The organism is Winogradskyella sp. A2, assembly GCF_046762865.1.
Taxonomy (GTDB): domain Bacteria; phylum Bacteroidota; class Bacteroidia; order Flavobacteriales; family Flavobacteriaceae; genus Winogradskyella.
Map to the genome: position 1 here is coordinate 203,772 of NZ_JBKQXM010000001.1, position 19,113 is coordinate 222,884.

The window sequence follows — 19,113 nt, forward strand, 5'->3', positions numbered from 1 at the left end:
TCTTTAAAAGGTAAAATTTAATCCTAGTACAACATCTCTAGTTCTTGGATAGAAGTTATTTTCTATACCATTTCCTATTTCTGGATCTAAACCGTCATACTCAGTAATAACAAATAGGTTAGTAGCTGTTAATGACGCTCTCAACTTAACTTTTTCAAATGGAATTGTATATCCAAGAGAAATATTATCTAATCTCACAAAATCAGCACGTTGTATATATGCATCTGAGAATAAATTTTGTCCAGTAAACTCTGTGTCTAATACACTGCTGTGTGCATTGGCATTATAACCTGGTTGTCCAACAATTGCATTTAGGTTACCACGATCTGATGCCACGTTGTTATAAACATAGTTTCCAAAACTTCCTCTAAATGTGAAATTTAAATCTAAACTTTTATAACGGAAGTTATTAGTAAATCCAATGAACGCATCTGGTGTAGCTTTTTTGTAAGCTTGTCTATCTGCTTCAGTAATTTGGTTGTCACCATTCACATCTACATAGGCACCTTCAATTGGGTTACCATCATTGTCATATACTTGTCTAAACACAAAGAAGGTAGAAGGATCATATCCAGGTTTCCATATTTGAATATTGTTACCAACACCACCTGAAATTCCTCCTGTTTGTATAAAGAAATTAGGATCATCACTTAAGCTTAACTTAGTAATTTCTTGTTCCTGGAATGTAACGTTAAAGTTAGTATCCCATCCAAAGTCATCCTTTTGAGCGATAATTCCATTTAAACTAAACTCAATACCTTTACTAGTAATTGCACCAACATTAGTAGTGATTAAATCAGTTAGGTTAGAACCTGCAGGAACAGGTACTGTTGCTAAAAGGTCTTCAGTTTCTCTGTAATATGCATCAACTGTACCAGTTAATCTGTTATTGAAGAAACCAAAATCTAAAGCGACATTGTATTGGGTTGTTTCTTCCCATTTTAAATTCTCGTCAAATCCTTCTGGTCTTAATGTTTGAATGAAAATTGGTTCACCATTTACATTTGTACCAAACTGAATAAAAGCTGCATCATTTCTAGATGGAGTATATAGACCTAAGTAACCATAATTTGGTCCAATTTCTTGCTGACCTGTTACACCCCAACCAGCTCTAACTTTAAGGTTTGAGAAGAAAGAATCTTGCATGAAATCCTCATTCATAACCTTCCAACCTACAGATACACCAGGGAAAGAACCCCAACGATTGTCTTCACTGAATCTTGATGACCCATCACGTCTAAAACTAGCTGAGATTAAATACTTGTCAGCTATATCGAAACTTGCTCTGGCAAAATAAGATTCTAAAGCATTTCTATTGATGTCAGTATCAATTGTGATATTTGGTCCAGAGGCATTATCTATATTAGACTGAATATAAAATTCTTGGAAAGCATGACCAGCAGTAATATCTAAAGTTGTGTTTATAGATTCAACATTTTTCTTGTAGTTAAAGAAAAAGTCTAATGCTGTGTTTCTGTTTAGTCCATCTGAAAAACCTCTAAAAGCAAATGCATCTGGATTATTTGGATTTGCAGGTGCAAATCTATAACCATCATTTTCTGCGTAGTCTATACCAGCATTTAAATTGAATTTTAAGTCTTCTAAGAACCAGAATCTATAATCTATATTAAAGTTTGAAATAACTCTTTTTATAGTTTGTCTATCATTAGTGTTTTCTAATGTGAATAATGGGTTTGCAGGTGCTAAAGGGGCACCTAACTGAGTATAATCGCCATTTTCATCAAATACACTTTGAGTAGGGTCAAAAGCAACAGCTTGACCAATAGCGCCACCATCTGCATAATTATATTCATCTTGAATACCTCTTGCAACCAAGGTCAATTTTAGATCGTTATCTAAAAATCTATGAACGAAAGAAGTATTGAAACCATTTCTTTCATATAAATCACCTAATAAAGGACCTTCTTGCGACACATGGTTAAAATTAACTCTGAAGTTAAAATTGTCATATCCTTTAGATGCAGTAATATTATGAATTGCACCAATACCAGTTGTATAGATTTTATCTTGCCAATCTGTATTAGAACTGCCAAAAGTTGCTGGATCTACGCCATTGTCTTCTGCTAATTGTTTGTACTGACTTGCGTTAAGAACATCAACAGTGTTAGTTATTCTTCTTGTAGAAGCTTGTAAACCATACTCCACTTGTAAAGGCTGATTTGCTGAACCTTTTTTGGTAGTAATTAAAATAACACCATTTGATGCTCTAGAACCGTAAATAGCTGTTGCAGATGCATCCTTTAAGACAACAAAGTCTTCAATGTCTGCTGGGTTAATTGCATTTAAGGCATTTCTACTTCCTTGTGAACCACCTCGTTGGTCAATAGGCAGACCATCAATAACGATTAAAGGATTGTTGGTAGCAGATAATGATGCACCACCACGAATTCTAATTTCTCCACCTTCACCAGCTGCACCACCACCACTTGTAATACGTACACCAGCAGCTTTACCAGCAATAAGTTGTTGCGGAGCTACAATTGCACCACGGTTAAATTCTTCATCACCTACTTTTTCAACTGCACCAGTCGCATCTTGTTTGGTTGTTGAACCATAACCAATAAGCACAACTTCATCCAATTGTGCTGCATCTTCTTCAAGTGCGACATCAACTGTAGATTGTCCGTTGTAAACAATTTCTTGTGTTGTATAACCTAAATAAGAAACCATAATAGTTTCTCCTTGATTAATCTCTAAAGTATACTTTCCATTGAAATCTGTGGAAGTACCTCTAGAAGTGCCTTTAATAATGACGTTTACACCAGGTAAAGGCATTGCGTTTGCTTTGTCTGTAACTGTCCCACTAACGGTTGATTGTGCCATAAGTATTGTGGGCACCATTAATAGACAAAACAGTAAAGCATTAAAGATTGTTTTCATACAGTATTTTTAAATTAATTGCTTTAGTTAATTGATTTATATTTTCACTTCTCGGGTTAAATCTATGTAAAATTACTGTGTTCGGGATGTTAAAAAACATGACATAAGTCACGAAAACGTTATAGTGTTAAAAACTTTTTAATTTTGTTTAACTTTCTTAGGATTTTACTGAAAAACTGAGAAATTCTCAATTATTTACTGTTAAAGTAAAAATATGTCAACAGTGAAAAGATTTAATTTTAGATTATATTCGCTTTAAAGTTGGTAATATCATTTAAATATGAATAGAAAAATAACCCTTAAACAAATTGCACGAGAACTAGATGTTTCTATTTCAACAGTGTCAAAAGCACTCAAGGATAGCCCAGAAATAAGTGATGATACTAAGCAGAAAATTCAGGCGTTTGCCAAGCTCTATAATTATAGACCAAATAACATTGCCTTAAGCCTTAAAAACAGAAAGACAAATACTATTGGAATCATTATTCCAGAGATAGTTCATCATTTCTTTTCTAAGGTGATTAGAGGTGTTGAGTTGGTGGCTAACCAAAGAGGTTACAATGTTATTATTGGTTTATCTAATGAGTCGTTTTCAAAGGAGGTAATTAATATGGAAATGCTGGCCAATGGAAGTATAGATGGTTTTATTATCTCTATATCAAAGGAAACACAACAAATGCAAGACTATCACCATTTTAGCGAAACCATGAATCAAGGAATGCCAATTGTAATGTTTGATCGTGTAGTGTCTGAAATTAACTGTGATAAGGTGGTTGTTAATGATTTTAATGGTGCGAAAAGAGCAGTAGAAAAGTTAATCGAGACCAATTGTAAGAGCATTGCTTTAATAACAACCAAAGATTATGTTAGTGTCGGCAAGTTGAGAACTCAAGGTTACCTAGAAGCACTTCAGAAACATGGAATTATACCAGAATCCAATCTAATTCTGAAAATGGATGATACATTGGACTATGAAGAACATCTTGAAATTTTAGAGTCAGAAATTGTGCAGCTTTTTAAGTCAAATCCTAAGATTGATGGTGTATTTGCTGTAAATGAGTTATATGCATTGTCTGCTATGAAAGTTGCAAAAAAACTCGGTTTAGACGTGCCAAATGATGTTCAAGTTGTTGGTTTTACTGATGGTGTTCTGTCAAAACACGCCACACCAAGTCTTACTACAGTTAGTCAGCATGCACAACAAATGGGTGAGAAAGCAGCACATCTATTAATTGATAAATTAGAGATACAAAACAATGATGAAGAGGAGCAGTATCAAACTGTTGTAATTACTACGGATTTGATTGAAAGAGAATCTACTAAATAATGATTTGATATTGTCAATTTAAAAAAATAACTATCTTTACGGTCTAAATCAAAACTTATATTTTCACTTCTCTTTTAAGTTTTGATGAGTAACAGCTTATCAGAATAGTATTAATTTAATCATACTATTAATGGAAAAGCGTAGATTAAGCTTTTGGGAAATATGGAATTTAAGTTTCGGTTTTCTAGGAGTCCAAATGGGTTTCGCCCTACAGAATGCCAACGCAAGTAGAATACTTCAAATTTTCGGAGCTGATGTTCATGAACTGTCATGGTTTTGGATTGTTGCGCCTTTAACAGGCCTTATTGTTCAACCAATTATTGGTCACTACAGTGATAGAACTTGGACCAAACTTGGTAGAAGAAGACCGTATTTTTTAGTTGGTGCCATATTAGCCTCGCTAGGTCTGATTTTAATGCCAAATTCTGATATGTTTACTGCATTTATGCCAGCTTTATGGGTTGGTGCCGGAATGTTAATGATTATGGATGCTTCATTCAATATTGCAATGGAGCCATTTAGAGCTCTTGTTGCTGATGTACTGCCTTCAGATCAAAGAACGCTTGGTTTTAGTGTACAAACAATATTAATAGGGATTGGTGCAGTAATAGGATCTTGGTTACCATATGTTTTAACCAATTGGTTTAGTGTAACCAATGAAGCATCAGCGGGTGAAGTACCACTTAATTTATTGTTGTCATTTTTTATTGGAGCTGCAGTACTCATTGGAAGTATTTTAGTGACTGTTATAACAACCAAAGAATATTCTCCAGAAGAAATGGAGCTAATTCATGCTGCTGAAGGAGAAGCTGTTGCAGAAGAAGAATCGTCTAGTCTGTTAAATATATTTTCAGACTTTGCTAAGATGCCAGATACCATGCGTCAATTGGCATGGGTTCAATTTTTTTCATGGTTCGGACTTTTCGGTATGTGGGTTTTTGCAACACCAGCAATTGCATCACATATTTATGGATTGGATATAACAGATACCCACAGTAAAGGGTTTCAGGATGCTGGTGATTGGGTAGGTATATTATTTGGAGTTTATAACTTGGTATCTGCCATATATGCCTTCTTTCTTCCAGCAATTGCTAAAAAGATTGGCCGAAAGAAAACACATTCTTATTCATTAATCATTGGTGCATTAGGATTATTATCATTATATGTTTTGCCAGACAAGAACTGGCTTATATTTTCAATGGTTGGAGTAGGTGTTGCTTGGGCAAGTATTCTTGCTATGCCATATGCAATATTGGCAGGTTCAATTCCTGCAAGAAAAATGGGAGTCTATATGGGTATTTTCAATTTTTTTATTGTGTTACCACAGATATTAAATGCTTTAATTGGAGGTCCTATGGTAAAATATCTCTACAACGACAGGCCAATATTTGCATTGGTCTTAAGTGGTATTTCATTCATTATTGCCGCATTATTAGTATCTAGAGTGAAGGACGTAGATGATAGCGTTGTCACAAATTAAATTTTAATCAATGAACAAAAAAGGATTCATATTCGATCTCGATGGTGTTATAGTAGACACAGCTAAATATCATTATTTAGCATGGAAACAATTAGCCAATAGTTTAGGTATTGACTTTACTGAAAAAGAAAACGAACAACTTAAAGGCGTAAGTAGAGTTAGGTCTTTAGAAAAGATATTATCTTGGGGGAATAAAATTTTGCCAGAAGATGTATTTACACAACTTATGGCAACTAAAAATGAAGAGTATTTGTCCTATATAAATAAGATGGACGAATCTGAGTTATTGCCAGATGTTAAGAATATACTAGGATTTCTAAAAAATATAAACCAAGGAATTGCTTTGGGATCTGCAAGTAAAAACGCACGATACATTATTGATAAGGTGGATGTAAAAGACATGTTTGATGCTGTTGTTGACGGTACAGATGTTAGCAAAGCAAAACCAGATCCAGAGGTATTTTTAATTGCTGCGCAATTATTAAATATTAAACCAGAAGACTGTATAGTTTTTGAAGATTCTGTGGCTGGAGTCCAAGCGGCCAATACCGCAAATATGATATCAATTGGCATAGGAAGTGAAGAGGTGTTGGGTGAAGCAGACTATGTCTTTAAAGACTTTACGGAAATATCGGAAGAATTTATAAATACACTAATCAACAATTAAAATAGAATGCAATGATAGCATTCAAAGAATTAAATCAATGAATTTAGATTATATCATACCTAGCAAATGGTCCATCATTGAAGAAGGATTTGATCCAGACAATGTTAAAGCATCAGAAAGTATTTTCAGTATTGGAAATGGTGCTATGGGTCAACGTGCAAATTTTGAAGAACATTATTCCGGACCGACATTTCAAGGTAGTTATATTGCCGGAGTTTACTATCCAGACAAAACACGTGTGGGCTGGTGGAAAAATGGCTACCCAGAGTATTTTGCAAAAGTTTTGAATGCACCTAGTTGGATTGGAATAGATGTTAATGTAAATGGCGAACAAATCGATTTGTATTCCTGTAAAAAAGTGGAAAATTTCAGAAGGGAATTGAACATGAAAGAGGGTTGGCTGTCAAGAAGCTTCAAATATACACTTCATAATGGTGGTGAGATTCAAGTTAATGCAAAGCGCTTTTTAAGTTTAGATTTGGATGAAATTGGAGCTATAGAATATTCAATAACACCACTAAATATTGATGCAGATCTTGTAATTACGCCATTCATAGATGCGGCAATTACTAATGAAGATTCAAACTGGGATGATAAATTTTGGAATATATCAAATTTAGAAGTTGAAAACGGTCAAGCATTTATAGAAGCTCAGACTATGAAAACCAACTTTCATACCTGTACATTTATGCAATCGGAATGTTTTGTCAATGGACAAAGTGCTGGATTGCAACCGCAGGTTATTAAAACTGATAACAAGATAAGTTTCATTTATAAGATTTCGGTTAAGCAACAAGAAGTATTTTCAATCCATAAATTTGGAGGTTACACGGCGGACAGAAACCATGATAAGGATACTTTAATTGCAGAGGCCAAAATTGCACTAGAGAAAGCTACGCAAGCCGGATTTTTACAATTGTTGAATGATCAAAAGAAATCCTGGGCTAAAATTTGGGATATGGCAGATATTACCATTAGTGGCGATGTCAAGGCTCAACAAGGAATTCGATTTAATATTTTTCATTTAAATCAAACGTATTTAGGTACAGATCCAAAACTAAACATTGGGCCTAAAGGATTTACCGGTGAAAAATATGGTGGTAGTACCTATTGGGATACAGAAGCTTATTGTATTCCATTTTATATGTCTACCAAAGATCAGAGCGTAGCACGAAACTTACTAACCTATAGGTACAAACATCTAGTAAAAGCCATAGAAAATGCCGAAAAACTAGGTTTTAGAAATGGTGCCGCATTATACCCAATGGTAACCATGAATGGAGAGGAATGCCATAATGAATGGGAAATTACATTTGAGGAAATTCATAGAAATGGAGCAATAGCCTTTGCAATTTATAACTACCATAGATATACAGGTGATTACAGTTATATTCCAGAAAGGGGACTTGAGGTACTCATTGGTATTGCACGGTTTTGGCATCAAAGAGCCACATATTCTACAAATAAAAATAAGTATGTCATTCTTGGTGTAACAGGTCCTAATGAGTATGAGAATAATGTAAACAATAACTGGTATACAAATTATATTGCCCAATGGTGTATTAATTATACAGTTGAAAACATAGAAAAGATAGAATTAGAATTCACTACGGATTTCGCAAGGATAATGAATAAAGTAAAATTGTCTAAAGCTGAAATTTCTGAATGGAAATCTGTTGCTGACAATATGTATTTCCCTTATTCAGAAGATAATAATGTATTTCTTCAACAAGATGGATTCTTAGATAAAGAATTGATTACAGTTGCAGACTTGGATAAATCTCAAAGACCAATTAACCAGAAATGGTCATGGGATAGAATTCTTCGTTCACCATACATTAAACAGGCAGATACCTTACAAGGATTTTACTTTTTTGAGGATCATTTTTCTACAGAAGAATTAGGACGTCATTTTGATTTCTATGAACCTTTTACAGTTCACGAAAGTTCGTTGTCACCATGTGTTCATAGTATCCAAGCAGCCAAATTAGATAGAATGGAACAGGCATATACCTTTTATCTAAGAACATCAAGATTAGATTTAGACGATTATAATCATGAGGTACATGAAGGACTGCATATTACATCAATGGCTGGCACATGGATGAGTATAGTTGAAGGTTTTGGTGGTATGCGAGTTCGAAATAATCAACTGACATTTGAACCAAAAATCCCTGAGCAATGGGATGGCTATTCATTCAAAGTGAATTTTAGAAATCAAATAATAAAGGTAATCGTAAATCAAAATGAAACACATTTTGAATTAGAAGGAGATGAAGATTTACAGATTTTAGTGAATGAAAAGGAAGTAACAATAACACCTAATAATTTGGTAACTGTTTAATCATAATAATTACGCCTCAAAAATTTATTTAAAAAAATTAGACGTATGAAAAACACATTTAGAATTCTAACGGTATTCATATTAATTGTTTTGATGTCTTGTCAAGAGAGCGTTTCAAATTCTGATGAAGTTAAATCAACAGAGTTGCCAATTGTTGAATCAAATGAAATTGATAGGGTAGAACCACCTCATTGGTGGACGGGTCTAAAAAATCAAAAATTACAGCTATTGGTTAAACATCCAAATATTGGTTCTGCTGAGGTGGATATTTCTGATCAAGGTGTAAGCTTAGTAAAGGTCAATAAAGCTGATAGTCCAAATTATTTGTTTTTGGATTTAGAGCTTTCAAAGAGTGCAAAACCCGGCAAATTTAATATTGTTTTTAAGCAAGAAGACGGTTCAGAATTAAAGCAAACTTATGAATTGAAAGAACGACAAAAGTCTGCAGATGAATACGTAGGTTTTGACAGTTCTGATGCTATTTTTCTAATAACTCCAGATCGTTTTGCAAATGGAGATCCGTCAAATGATATTATCCAAGGTCTTAAGCAGATTAATATTGATAGATCCGAAGGCTATGAAAGACACGGTGGAGATTTAAGAGGAATGATTAATAGTATTGATTATATTCATGATTTAGGCTATACGGCTGTTTGGCCAACACCGGTTTTAATTAATGACATGCCAAATGGATCGTACCATGGTTATGCCATTACAGATTATCATAAAGTAGATCCACGAATTGGTACACTTGACGAATACAAAGAATTTTCTTCAAAATTAAAGGAGAAAGGTATGAAGTTGATTATGGATCAGGTAGCTAACCATTGTGGATTGGAGCATTGGTGGATGAAGGATTTACCATTTAAAGATTGGGTGAATTTTCAAGAACATTTTGAGGAAAATTTTGAAAATTGGGATTGGCAAATGGTTAAGCATTCTAATCATAGAAGAACAACCAATCAAGACCCATACGCTTCAGAAATGGACCACCAAGGTATGTCGGACGGTTGGTTTGTAAAGGATATGCCAGATTTAAATCAACGTAACCCATTTATGGCCAATTATATTATTCAAAATAGTATATGGTGGGTAGAGACTTTAGATCTTGGCGGAATTAGACAAGATACTTATCCTTATCCAGATAAAGATTTCATGGCAAAATGGGCGGGTGCTATTATGACCGAATATCCTAATTTTTCAATTGTTGGCGAAGAATGGAGCTATAATCCATTATTAGTTGCGTATTGGCAAGATGGTAAAGAGAATGCAGATGGTTACAAGTCAAACTTAAAATCTTCAATGGATTTTCCAATGCAAAAGGCAATTATTGATGGCGTAAAAGAAGAAGAATCATGGGATAAGGGATTGGTGAAAATGTATGAAGGACTGGCAAATGATTTTGCTTATGTCTCGCCAAAGAATATAATGGTTTTTCTTGATAATCATGATAAGAGTAGAATTTATACTGAGGTCGGTGAAGATGCTACAAAAGCGAAAATGGCATTAAGTTATATGTTGATGCTTCCAAGAATTCCACAAATATATTATGGTACTGAGATATTAATGGATGATACTGCAAATCCAGGCGACCATGGATTGATCCGCACCGATTTTCCAGGTGGCTGGGAAGGTGATACTGTAAATGCTTTTACAGGAGTTGGTTTGACTGCAGATCAAAGGGATATGCAACTCTTTCTAAAAAAAATATTGAATTATAGAAAGGGTAGTGAAGCCATACAGACTGGTGAAACCAAACATTTTGCACCAGAGAATAAAACATATGTATTGGCACGTTACAATGATGATGAGACAGTAGTGCATATAATTAATAAAAATGATGAATCCTTTGAACTAGATCTAACAAGATTCGAGGAGCTGGGGCTGAATGGTAAAACGCTTAAGAATGTTATTACTGGTGATACTATCATTTGGTCAGATAAATTGGTTTTAGATTCTACAGGAAGTTACTTGTTTACAACAAAAATCTAATATGAGATATTACATTATAATATGTCTGCTATTAATTCTTCCATTTTCATGCAAGGACAAGCAAGTTGATAGCGTGTCAACCAAGGAAGCCAATAATAAGCAATTGGAGACCCAAGAATTTGTAGAAATAAATATCAATTTGAGTTCGGGAAAATTACTCCGATTAGAGGCACTTCCATCAAATTTTATTAGGAGTAGACCTGTTGATGTTTGGCTACCCGAAAATTATACAACAAAAAATAGATACAGTGTGCTTTATATGCACGACGGACAAATGTTATTTGATGGTCCTTCAACTTGGAATAAACAAGAATGGGAAGTAGATGAATGGGCCACTAAATTAATGTTAGAAGAAAAGACAGAGAACTTTATTGTTGTTGCAATACATAACATAGCAGAAATCCGTTGGGAAGATTTATTTCCACAAAAATGTTTTGAGTTTATTCCAGAAGATAAAAGAGCTCAATTAAAAAGTATATCGGGTTCAAAAGAGTTTAAGCTTAATGGAGACAATTACTTAAAGTTTATTGTCAAAGAATTAAAACCAATAATCGATTCTACTTTTTCAGTGAGTAAGGATAGAGATAATACTTTTATAATGGGTTCAAGTATGGGAGGATTAATGTCCATGTATGCAATTTCTGAGTATCCAGAAATATTTGCTGGTGGTGCTTGTTTGTCAACACATTGGGTAGGGGCACTACCAGTTAATAATAACCCGTTTCCTCAAGGTATATTTAATTATATGCAGCAAAATTTTCCATTAGCTGGTAAACATAAAATTTATTTTGATTATGGGAATAAAACTTTAGATGCACATTATCCTCAATACGCACCTGAAGTGGATAGAATATTAAAGTTAAAGGGATATACAGTCGATGATTCTCGTAATCTGTTTTTTGAAGGAACCAATCATTCGGAAAACTCATGGAATCAAAGGTTAGATATTCCATTGACCTTCCTTTTAGGAAAAAGGACAGATTAATAGCAACCTTAAATCCTCACGAGTCAGTTTTGGTCTTGTGAGGATTTATAAATGAAAAGTGAAATTGGGTTCAATTTGCAATTTCACGATAAAAATTTAAAACAAATGACAAAACATTTTCTTAGTCTTTTATTCATTATAGCTGGCATCACATGTTTATTTTCTCAGAATCCTGAGAGAATTTATCAGTCACATTCTGAAGAAAATGGAATTTTTTCCGTGACTACAAATGATGGAAAATATCTATTTAAATATTATTCAACTGAAATATTAGAAACCACTTTTATACCTAAAGGTGAAGTATCCAATACAATCTCTCACGCTGTAATTATACAACCTAAAAAAGTTGAGACAACCTATAAATATATTGGGAATGATATAACTTATAGCTCTGAAGGCTTATCAGTAATTGTTACCACAGAACCCTTCAAAATCAGCTATTCGTATAACAACAATCCTTTGATTTCTGAAAAAAGAGGGTATTATAAAAGCACTCACGAATCTATGGAATTGGTGAAGGATCATATAATTGCCGAATTATCTGAAAAAATCGAGTTTAACCTATCTGAAGATGAGGTGTTATATGGTGGTGGTTCTAGGGCATTAGGGATGAATAGAAGAGGATATAGATTACCGCTTTACAATAGAGCACAATATGGGTATCAATCTTATGCTGAGTTGTTGAATTATACATTGCCTGTTGTATTATCTTCTAAGAAATATTTGCTTCATTTTGATAATTCCACAATTGGATACTTGGATCTAGATAGTAAAAGAGATAACACGTTATCCTATGAGACTCTATCTGGTAGAAAAACATACCAAATCATAGCTGGTAACTCTTGGTATGATGTTGTAGAAAATTATACAGAATTAACTGGTAAACAACCCATGCTACCACGATGGACACTTGGTAATTTTTCAAGCCGTTTTGGGTACCATTCTCAAAAGGAAACCTTAGAAACTATAGATAAGTTTAAGAAGGAGGAAATTCCCGTAGATGCTGTTATTATTGATCTTTACTGGTTTGGAGAGGAAATTCAAGGTACACTGGGAAACTTTGAGTTTTATAGAGATTCTTTCCCTGAGCCAAAACAAATGGTAGATATTTTAAAATCTCAAAATATAGAAACAACGCTAATAACTGAGCCTTACGTTCTTAAGACCTCAAAGCGCTGGGATGAGGCAGTTAAGCAAGATATTCTTGCTAAAGACTCAATTGGTAATCCTGCTGTATTTGAATTTTATTTTGGTAAAGGAGGAATAATAGACATTTTTAAACCAAAAGGAGAACGTTGGTTTAAAGATATTTATACAGATCTATCAGAATTTGGAGTCAATGGTTTTTGGGGTGACTTAGGTGAACCAGAGGAATTACCCAATTGGGTGAATTTCGAGACTGGTTCTGCTGATGAACTTCACAATATTTATGGCCATAATTGGGCAAAACTGGTGTATGAAGCAAGTTTAGAATCTAATCCTAGTAGGAGACCATTTGTACTAATGAGAGCAGGTTATTCTGGTTCTCAACGCTATGGCATGATACCATGGACAGGAGATGTTAGCAGAAGTTGGGGAGGACTTAAACCACAACCTGAAATTGCTTTACAAATGGGTATGCAAGGAATCGCATATATGCATAGTGATTTAGGTGGTTTTGCTGGTGCGAATTTAGATGATGAGTTATATGCACGATGGTTACAGTATGGAGTTTTTCAACCAATATTTAGGCCACATGCGGATGAAACCCTAGCCAGTGAACCTGTTTATAGAAGTGAAAAAGCTAAAAAACTTGCAAATTTCGCAATTCAGATGCGATATAGGATGTTACCATACAATTACCATTTGATGGTTGAGAATCATGTTGAGGGAAGACCTTTGATGCGTCCCTTATTTTTTGAAGAACCAGATAATAAAGATTTATTTGAGTATTCCGGTTCTTATTTATGGGGAAATGATATTCTGGTTTCACCTGTTTTAGAGGCAGGTAAGAAGATCCAAGAGGTTTACTTTCCAAAAGGTTCTATGTGGTTTGATATTGAGAATGATGAGGCTATTGAAGGTGGGCAAACAAAGACCGTAGCATTAAATGAAAGCTTTATTCCAGTTTATGTAAGAGGAGGCTCATTTATACCTCTAGCAAAACCAATGCAATCAACAAAAGAATACGATGATAGCTATCTTCAAGTACAGTATTATTATGATGTCACAGTTACTAAATCTCAACGTCACCTTTATATGGATGATGGAACAACAACAAATAATATTGTAAACGAAGCGTATCAAATTCTAAAATTTGATGCCGATATCGAGGATTCATGGTTAGATATAGAATTTGAATCAGATAATGGTAAGAATTATGAAGCTAAATCAAAAACAATAGATCTTACCATCCATAATCTAATAAAGAAACCAAAACAAATAAAGATTGGAAAGGATAAAGTAAATGGGACATACAATTCTGAAAATAAGACTTTAACTTTAAACCTTAATTGGGATACAAATAAGGAAAAACAAGTGCGTATTAAACTTAGAAAATAATCCATAAATGAAACACTATAAACTTGTCATATTTGCTATCAGTATAATTAGTGTAATTGGATGTAAGAATGACACAAAACAAGAGAAAACAGAAACTAATAAAGTTGAAAGTTTAAAGAAACATATGAAGAAAAAAGAAGTTGTTTATCAAGTTTTTACAAGACTTTTTGGAAATACCAAGACAACAAACAAGCCTTGGGGAACAATTGAAGAAAATGGTGTTGGTAAGTTTAGTGATTTTACTGAAAAGGCACTATCAGAAATAAAAGACCTTGGTGTAACATATATTTGGTATACTGGTGTACCACACCATGATGTTATTACAGATTATACAAAATATGGCATTTCAAATGATGATCCAGATGTGGTGAAGGGTAGAGCAGGATCACCTTACGCAGTAAAAGACTATTACAATGTCAATCCAGATTTAGCTGATAATGTTGAAAATCGTTTGGAAGAATTCCAGGCATTGATAGAAAGAACACATAAAGTAGGTCTTAAACTCATTATCGATATTGTTCCGAATCATGTTGCTCGTAATTACAAAAGCATGACCCTTCCAGAAGGAATTTCAGATTTTGGAGCTAATGATGATACCTCTATCACGTATGCTGTAAACAATAATTTTTATTACAACCCTGGAGAGAGCTTTCAAGTTCCGGACTGGAGAAATGGTTATTTACCCTTAGGTGGTGAATACCATCCTTTGGCAGATGGAAAATTCGATGAAAGTCCTGCAAAATGGACGGGAAATGGTTCGAGAGCATCCAAGCCAGATGTGAATGACTGGTACGAAACTATAAAAGTCAACTATGGAATTAGCCCAGATGGTAAAAAAGATTTTGATGAGCTCCCAATGGGTTTTGAAAATGAAGATTATAAAGCACATTTTAATTTTTGGAAGGACAAAACAGTACCAGATTCTTGGGTAAAATTTAAAGATATTGCCTTGTATTGGTTATCAAAAGATGTTGATGGTTTTCGTTTTGATATGGCAGAGATGGTACCAGTTGAGTTTTGGAGTTTTATGAATTCTCACATTAAAATGAAGAATCCAGAGGCTTTCATATTAGCTGAGGTATATCAACCACATTTATATAGAGACTATATCAAAAAAGGTAAAATGGATTACTTGTACGATAAAGTTCAGCTTTATGATACGTTAAAACATGTTATGCAAGGTCATGGAAAAACAGATAATATTCCACCAATTTTTGATGAACTTTCAGATATTGAACATCACATGCTTCATTTTTTAGAAAATCATGATGAGCAACGGATAGCAAGTCCAGACTTTGCTGGTGATGCATCTAAAGGAAAACCTGCGATGGTTGTTTCTGCAACGTCTACAACTGCACCTACTATGATTTATTTTGCCCAGGAATTTGGAGAACCAGGAGCTGAAGATTTAGGTTTTGGAGATCCAACACGCACAACGATATTCGATTATGGTTCAGTACCAAGTTTAAGGCGTTGGGTAAATAATAAAGAATTTGATAGTGGTCAATCAACAGATTCAGAATTAGAACTAAGAGATTTTTACAAAAGGTTATTAAACTTCACAATCAATAGTTCGGCATTAATGGGTAATTATCAAGACATCCATTTATATAACCAGCAAAATACAGAATGGTACAATGATAAAGTATTGTCATTTTTGCGATGGAGTGAGGACGAACAATTGATAGTCATTTCAAATTTCAATTCAGATAATACGTATGGGTTTGAACTTCAGTTGCCTGAAGATCTTATTAAAAAGCTTGGTTTAGACAATGGAGAATACAAGGTAGAAGATCAACTTTATAATCAATATAATTCAACCTTAAGGGTTTTAAATGGTAAAGCAGAAGTAAGAATTGACATTGGACCATTACAATCATTTATATTAAAAATCAACCATTAAAAATGAAACATATAATTTTAACAGTAGCTATTTGTCTATTAGTGATGACATGCAAAAACACATCTAGTCAAGAACAAACTCAAGCTAAAATTGAAAAGACAGCATCTTCTGGTACTCCCTTTGTTTGGGAAGGAGCAAATCTTTATTTTTTACTTACAGATCGCTTTAATAATGGTGATTCATCTAACGACGTTAATTTTGATAGAACTAAAACACCTGGCAAACTTAGAGGTTTTGAAGGTGGAGATATTAAAGGTATTACTCAAAAAGTCAAGGAAGGTTATTTTACAGATCTAGGTATTAATGCCATCTGGATGACGCCAATAGTTGAGCAGATTCATGGTGCAACTGATGAAGGAACTGGTTTATCATACGGTTTTCACGGATATTGGGCTAAAGACTGGACCAATATAGACCCGAATTATGGTACAAAGGAAGATTTACATGAGCTTGTTAAAGAAGCTCATGCTAAAGGGATTAGAATAGTCTTAGATGCGGTTATAAATCATACTGGTCCTGTTACTGAGAAAGATCCGGTTTGGCCAAGTGATTGGGTAAGAACAGAGCCACAATGTAAATATGATAATTACGAAAATACCATCACATGTACTTTGGTTAAAAATCTTCCAGACATTAAAACAGAAAGTAATGAGGAGGTAGACTTACCACCTCAATTGGCTGAAAAATGGAAAGCAGAAGGTCGCTATGACCAAGAGGTAGCTGAATTAGATGCCTTTTTTGAACGTACAGGACATCCAAGAGCACCTCGTTTTTACATCATGAAATGGTTAACAGATTATATTACAGAATTCGGAATCGACGGATATCGTTGTGATACGGTAAAACATACTGAAGAATATGTATGGTCAGAATTCAAGAAAGAATGCGATTACGCATTTGCTGAATTCAAGAAAAATAATTCAGATAAGGTAATGGATGACAATAATTTTTATCTGGTTGGAGAAGTGTACAACTATGGAATCTCAGGAGGAAAATTCTTTGATTTTGGAGATAAGAAAGTAAACTATTATGATGATATGTTTACACAACAAATCAATTTTGAATTTAAATGGAATGCCAAGGAATTAAAAACTGAGACTTTGTTTAGAAAATATAACCAAAAACTTAAGAACGATTTAAAGGGTTATGGAGTTTTAAATTATTTAAGTTCTCATGATGATGGTCAACCATTTGATCCTAAGCGTGAAAAACCAATCGAAACTGCCAATAAGTTATTGTTATCACCTGGCACATCACAAGTTTATTATGGTGATGAATCAGCACGATCACTGGTTATTGAAGGAACTGTTGGTGATGCAACATTAAGGTCTTTTATGAATTGGGATGAAATTGAGACTGATAATGCAAAGAAGACCGTTTTATTACATTGGCAAAAACTAGGAAAGTTTAGAGCTAATCATCCTGCAGTTGGTGCAGGTAAGCATCAAATGATTACAGCAAAGCCTTATTATTTCTATCGATCTTATCAAAAGGGTGACTATAAGGATTTGGTTGTAGTAGGATTGGATGTTCACAAAGGTGCAAAATCAATAGATGTCTCTAAAATTTATAAGGATGGAGATACTATTCACGATGCATATTCAGGTTTTAAAACCGAAGTAAAAGATGGTCGTGTTGTGATTGATTCAGAATATGATATTGTTTTACTAGAAAAAATATAAGCAGTGAAAATTTGGCTATAAAAAATCTATTTTTTCAAGTTCTTTTTTAAATCCAAGGCTTACTGTCTTTGGGCTTAGCTTTTGCTTAATAATTTTATAATCTATACTCGAAGTTTGTTTTTTGATATTTTTTAGATAGTCAACTATCTCATTTTCGTTTTCAAAAAGACAACCAATATTTTTATATTTAGAAAAAATATTATTGAAATAATCATTCTTTAATGATAATATTGGTTTTTCACTATCAATAGCATCATATAATGCACCACTTGCCCTTAATTTATAACCATCTTTTGGATATAAAAATAGGATATAGTCCAACATCGATATGGCCTTGTCCATTTCAAAACGACTTAAGCTTCTTTTATCAGAATCTGAAATTATTTCAATCCCCATTTTTTTCAATATGTTTTTGTCATGGTAAATTCGTCCGATTGAATAGAACTTGATTTTTTTTAAAGAGTCTAGTAATTTTGAAAATTTAAATAGATTATTAATAAACTGTTTTTCTTTTCTTAATTCCCCAAGGTGACCAATTCTAATAATCCCATCATTTATTATGATATCTTTTACATGTTCTCTGAAAATATATGAATGTTCAAAAAAAATAGTTTTTTGATAAAAGTTGTTGGAGACGTGCTTTTTTAAGTTCCTCTTAATACTCTCGCCTAACACGCAAAAATACGCTCCTTTTGACGGTGTAAATTTTTTTTGTTTTATTCTGTAAAGTGCTTTCTTTGAAAAAGAGTTCAATGGACTTCTTGAATCATATAAATATTCAAGATCACCGTGAAACATAAAAATAACTTTTCGATTTAATATTTTACTTAAAAAATTTTGAGCTGAAAATGCCCATAAAACGGTATAGTTAAAAAAAATTACATCCTTTTTGTTTGTTTTAATTAAAACAAAACAACTCGTCAGCATTGCAATAATAGCATACAAGTAACCGCTAATTCTTTTTTTTGCATTAATTACCGGTAAAAACTTATATGTAATGTTATTTGGTTTCTTTTTTAGAATTTTAAAGGTATTTTTTTTTACTGGTCTTGAAGCATAAAAGATTACATCATCATATATTTCCGAGAACATTTTTAAAGATGAAGCGTTAAACATTTCATGTTTTGAACCTATTGAAGTGTTATCTACATAAATTAATTTACTACCCATATAAAAGTAAGTTGAAGATATTCAAATATAAAGTTTTAGTTTCTTTACGCGATTTAATTTTCATTTTGTGGCTTAATACGCATTTTTTGTTATTCTTTTATTTTATTGAGTATTTTTATAA

General features: G+C 33.4%; 11 protein-coding genes. 9 read left to right on the forward strand and 2 right to left on the reverse strand.

Features of this window, described 5'->3' with window-relative positions; all coding sequences use genetic code 11:
* Positions 1 to 3 precede the first annotated feature (3 nt).
* Positions 4 to 2,901 (reverse strand): SusC/RagA family TonB-linked outer membrane protein, encoded by a 2,898-nt coding sequence (locus tag ACFWV9_RS00940; protein ID WP_411893354.1) that lies wholly within the window; start codon positions 2,899 to 2,901, stop codon positions 4 to 6.
* Positions 2,902 to 3,181: 280 nt separating this feature from the next.
* On the opposite strand from ACFWV9_RS00940, the gene ACFWV9_RS00945 reads away from it, so the two are divergent.
* From ACFWV9_RS00945 to ACFWV9_RS00985, 9 genes are all read left to right on the forward strand, one after another.
* Positions 3,182 to 4,228 (forward strand): LacI family DNA-binding transcriptional regulator, encoded by a 1,047-nt coding sequence (locus ACFWV9_RS00945; RefSeq protein ID WP_411893355.1) that lies wholly within the window; start codon positions 3,182 to 3,184, stop codon positions 4,226 to 4,228.
* A 130-nt stretch (positions 4,229 to 4,358) separates the two neighbouring features.
* Entirely contained in the window at positions 4,359 to 5,708 is a 1,350-nt protein-coding gene (locus ACFWV9_RS00950) for an MFS transporter (RefSeq protein ID WP_411893356.1), read from the forward strand.
* Positions 5,709 to 5,718: 10 nt separating this feature from the next.
* A complete protein-coding gene (pgmB, locus tag ACFWV9_RS00955) occupies positions 5,719 to 6,375 on the forward strand; it encodes a beta-phosphoglucomutase (protein ID WP_411893357.1) in 657 nt (218 codons plus the stop codon).
* A 37-nt stretch (positions 6,376 to 6,412) separates the two neighbouring features.
* Positions 6,413 to 8,719, forward strand: coding sequence for a glycoside hydrolase family 65 protein (locus tag ACFWV9_RS00960; RefSeq protein ID WP_411893358.1), 2,307 nt, complete (start codon positions 6,413 to 6,415; stop codon positions 8,717 to 8,719).
* A gap of 45 nt (positions 8,720 to 8,764) precedes the next feature.
* On the forward strand, positions 8,765 to 10,711 hold the full coding sequence (locus ACFWV9_RS00965) for an alpha-amylase family glycosyl hydrolase (RefSeq protein ID WP_411893359.1): 1,947 nt from the start codon (positions 8,765 to 8,767) through the stop codon (positions 10,709 to 10,711).
* Position 10,712: 1 nt separating this feature from the next.
* Positions 10,713 to 11,696 (forward strand): alpha/beta hydrolase, encoded by a 984-nt coding sequence (locus ACFWV9_RS00970; protein ID WP_411893360.1) that lies wholly within the window; start codon positions 10,713 to 10,715, stop codon positions 11,694 to 11,696.
* A 105-nt stretch (positions 11,697 to 11,801) separates the two neighbouring features.
* Positions 11,802 to 14,237, forward strand: coding sequence for a TIM-barrel domain-containing protein (locus tag ACFWV9_RS00975; protein WP_411893361.1), 2,436 nt, complete (start codon positions 11,802 to 11,804; stop codon positions 14,235 to 14,237).
* Between the two features lie 7 nt (positions 14,238 to 14,244).
* Entirely contained in the window at positions 14,245 to 16,140 is a 1,896-nt protein-coding gene (locus ACFWV9_RS00980; RefSeq protein WP_411893362.1) for an alpha-amylase family glycosyl hydrolase, read from the forward strand.
* Positions 16,141 to 16,142: 2 nt separating this feature from the next.
* The gene (locus tag ACFWV9_RS00985) at positions 16,143 to 17,822 is read left to right on the forward strand and encodes an alpha-amylase family glycosyl hydrolase (RefSeq protein ID WP_411893363.1); all 1,680 of its coding nucleotides are present in this window, start codon (positions 16,143 to 16,145) and stop codon (positions 17,820 to 17,822) included.
* Positions 17,823 to 17,837: 15 nt separating this feature from the next.
* Here ACFWV9_RS00985 and ACFWV9_RS00990 read toward each other — a convergent pair whose 3' ends face one another.
* On the reverse strand, positions 17,838 to 18,992 hold the full coding sequence (locus ACFWV9_RS00990) for a hypothetical protein (protein WP_411893364.1): 1,155 nt from the start codon (positions 18,990 to 18,992) through the stop codon (positions 17,838 to 17,840).
* Between the last annotated feature and the right edge of the window lie 121 nt (positions 18,993 to 19,113).

Coding starts and splice junctions, on each gene's coding strand:
- pgmB (WP_411893357.1), top strand. CDS start 5,719: ATGAACAAAAAAGGATTCATATTCGATCTCGATGGTGTTATAGTAGAC.
- ACFWV9_RS00985 (WP_411893363.1), top strand. CDS start 16,143: ATGAAACATATAATTTTAACAGTAGCTATTTGTCTATTAGTGATGACA.
- ACFWV9_RS00970 (WP_411893360.1), top strand. CDS start 10,713: ATGAGATATTACATTATAATATGTCTGCTATTAATTCTTCCATTTTCA.
- ACFWV9_RS00960 (WP_411893358.1), top strand. CDS start 6,413: ATGAATTTAGATTATATCATACCTAGCAAATGGTCCATCATTGAAGAA.
- ACFWV9_RS00940 (WP_411893354.1), bottom strand. CDS start 2,901: ATGAAAACAATCTTTAATGCTTTACTGTTTTGTCTATTAATGGTGCCC.
- ACFWV9_RS00945 (WP_411893355.1), top strand. CDS start 3,182: ATGAATAGAAAAATAACCCTTAAACAAATTGCACGAGAACTAGATGTT.
- ACFWV9_RS00980 (WP_411893362.1), top strand. CDS start 14,245: ATGAAACACTATAAACTTGTCATATTTGCTATCAGTATAATTAGTGTA.
- ACFWV9_RS00975 (WP_411893361.1), top strand. CDS start 11,802: ATGACAAAACATTTTCTTAGTCTTTTATTCATTATAGCTGGCATCACA.
- ACFWV9_RS00950 (WP_411893356.1), top strand. CDS start 4,359: ATGGAAAAGCGTAGATTAAGCTTTTGGGAAATATGGAATTTAAGTTTC.
- ACFWV9_RS00990 (WP_411893364.1), bottom strand. CDS start 18,992: ATGGGTAGTAAATTAATTTATGTAGATAACACTTCAATAGGTTCAAAA.
- ACFWV9_RS00965 (WP_411893359.1), top strand. CDS start 8,765: ATGAAAAACACATTTAGAATTCTAACGGTATTCATATTAATTGTTTTG.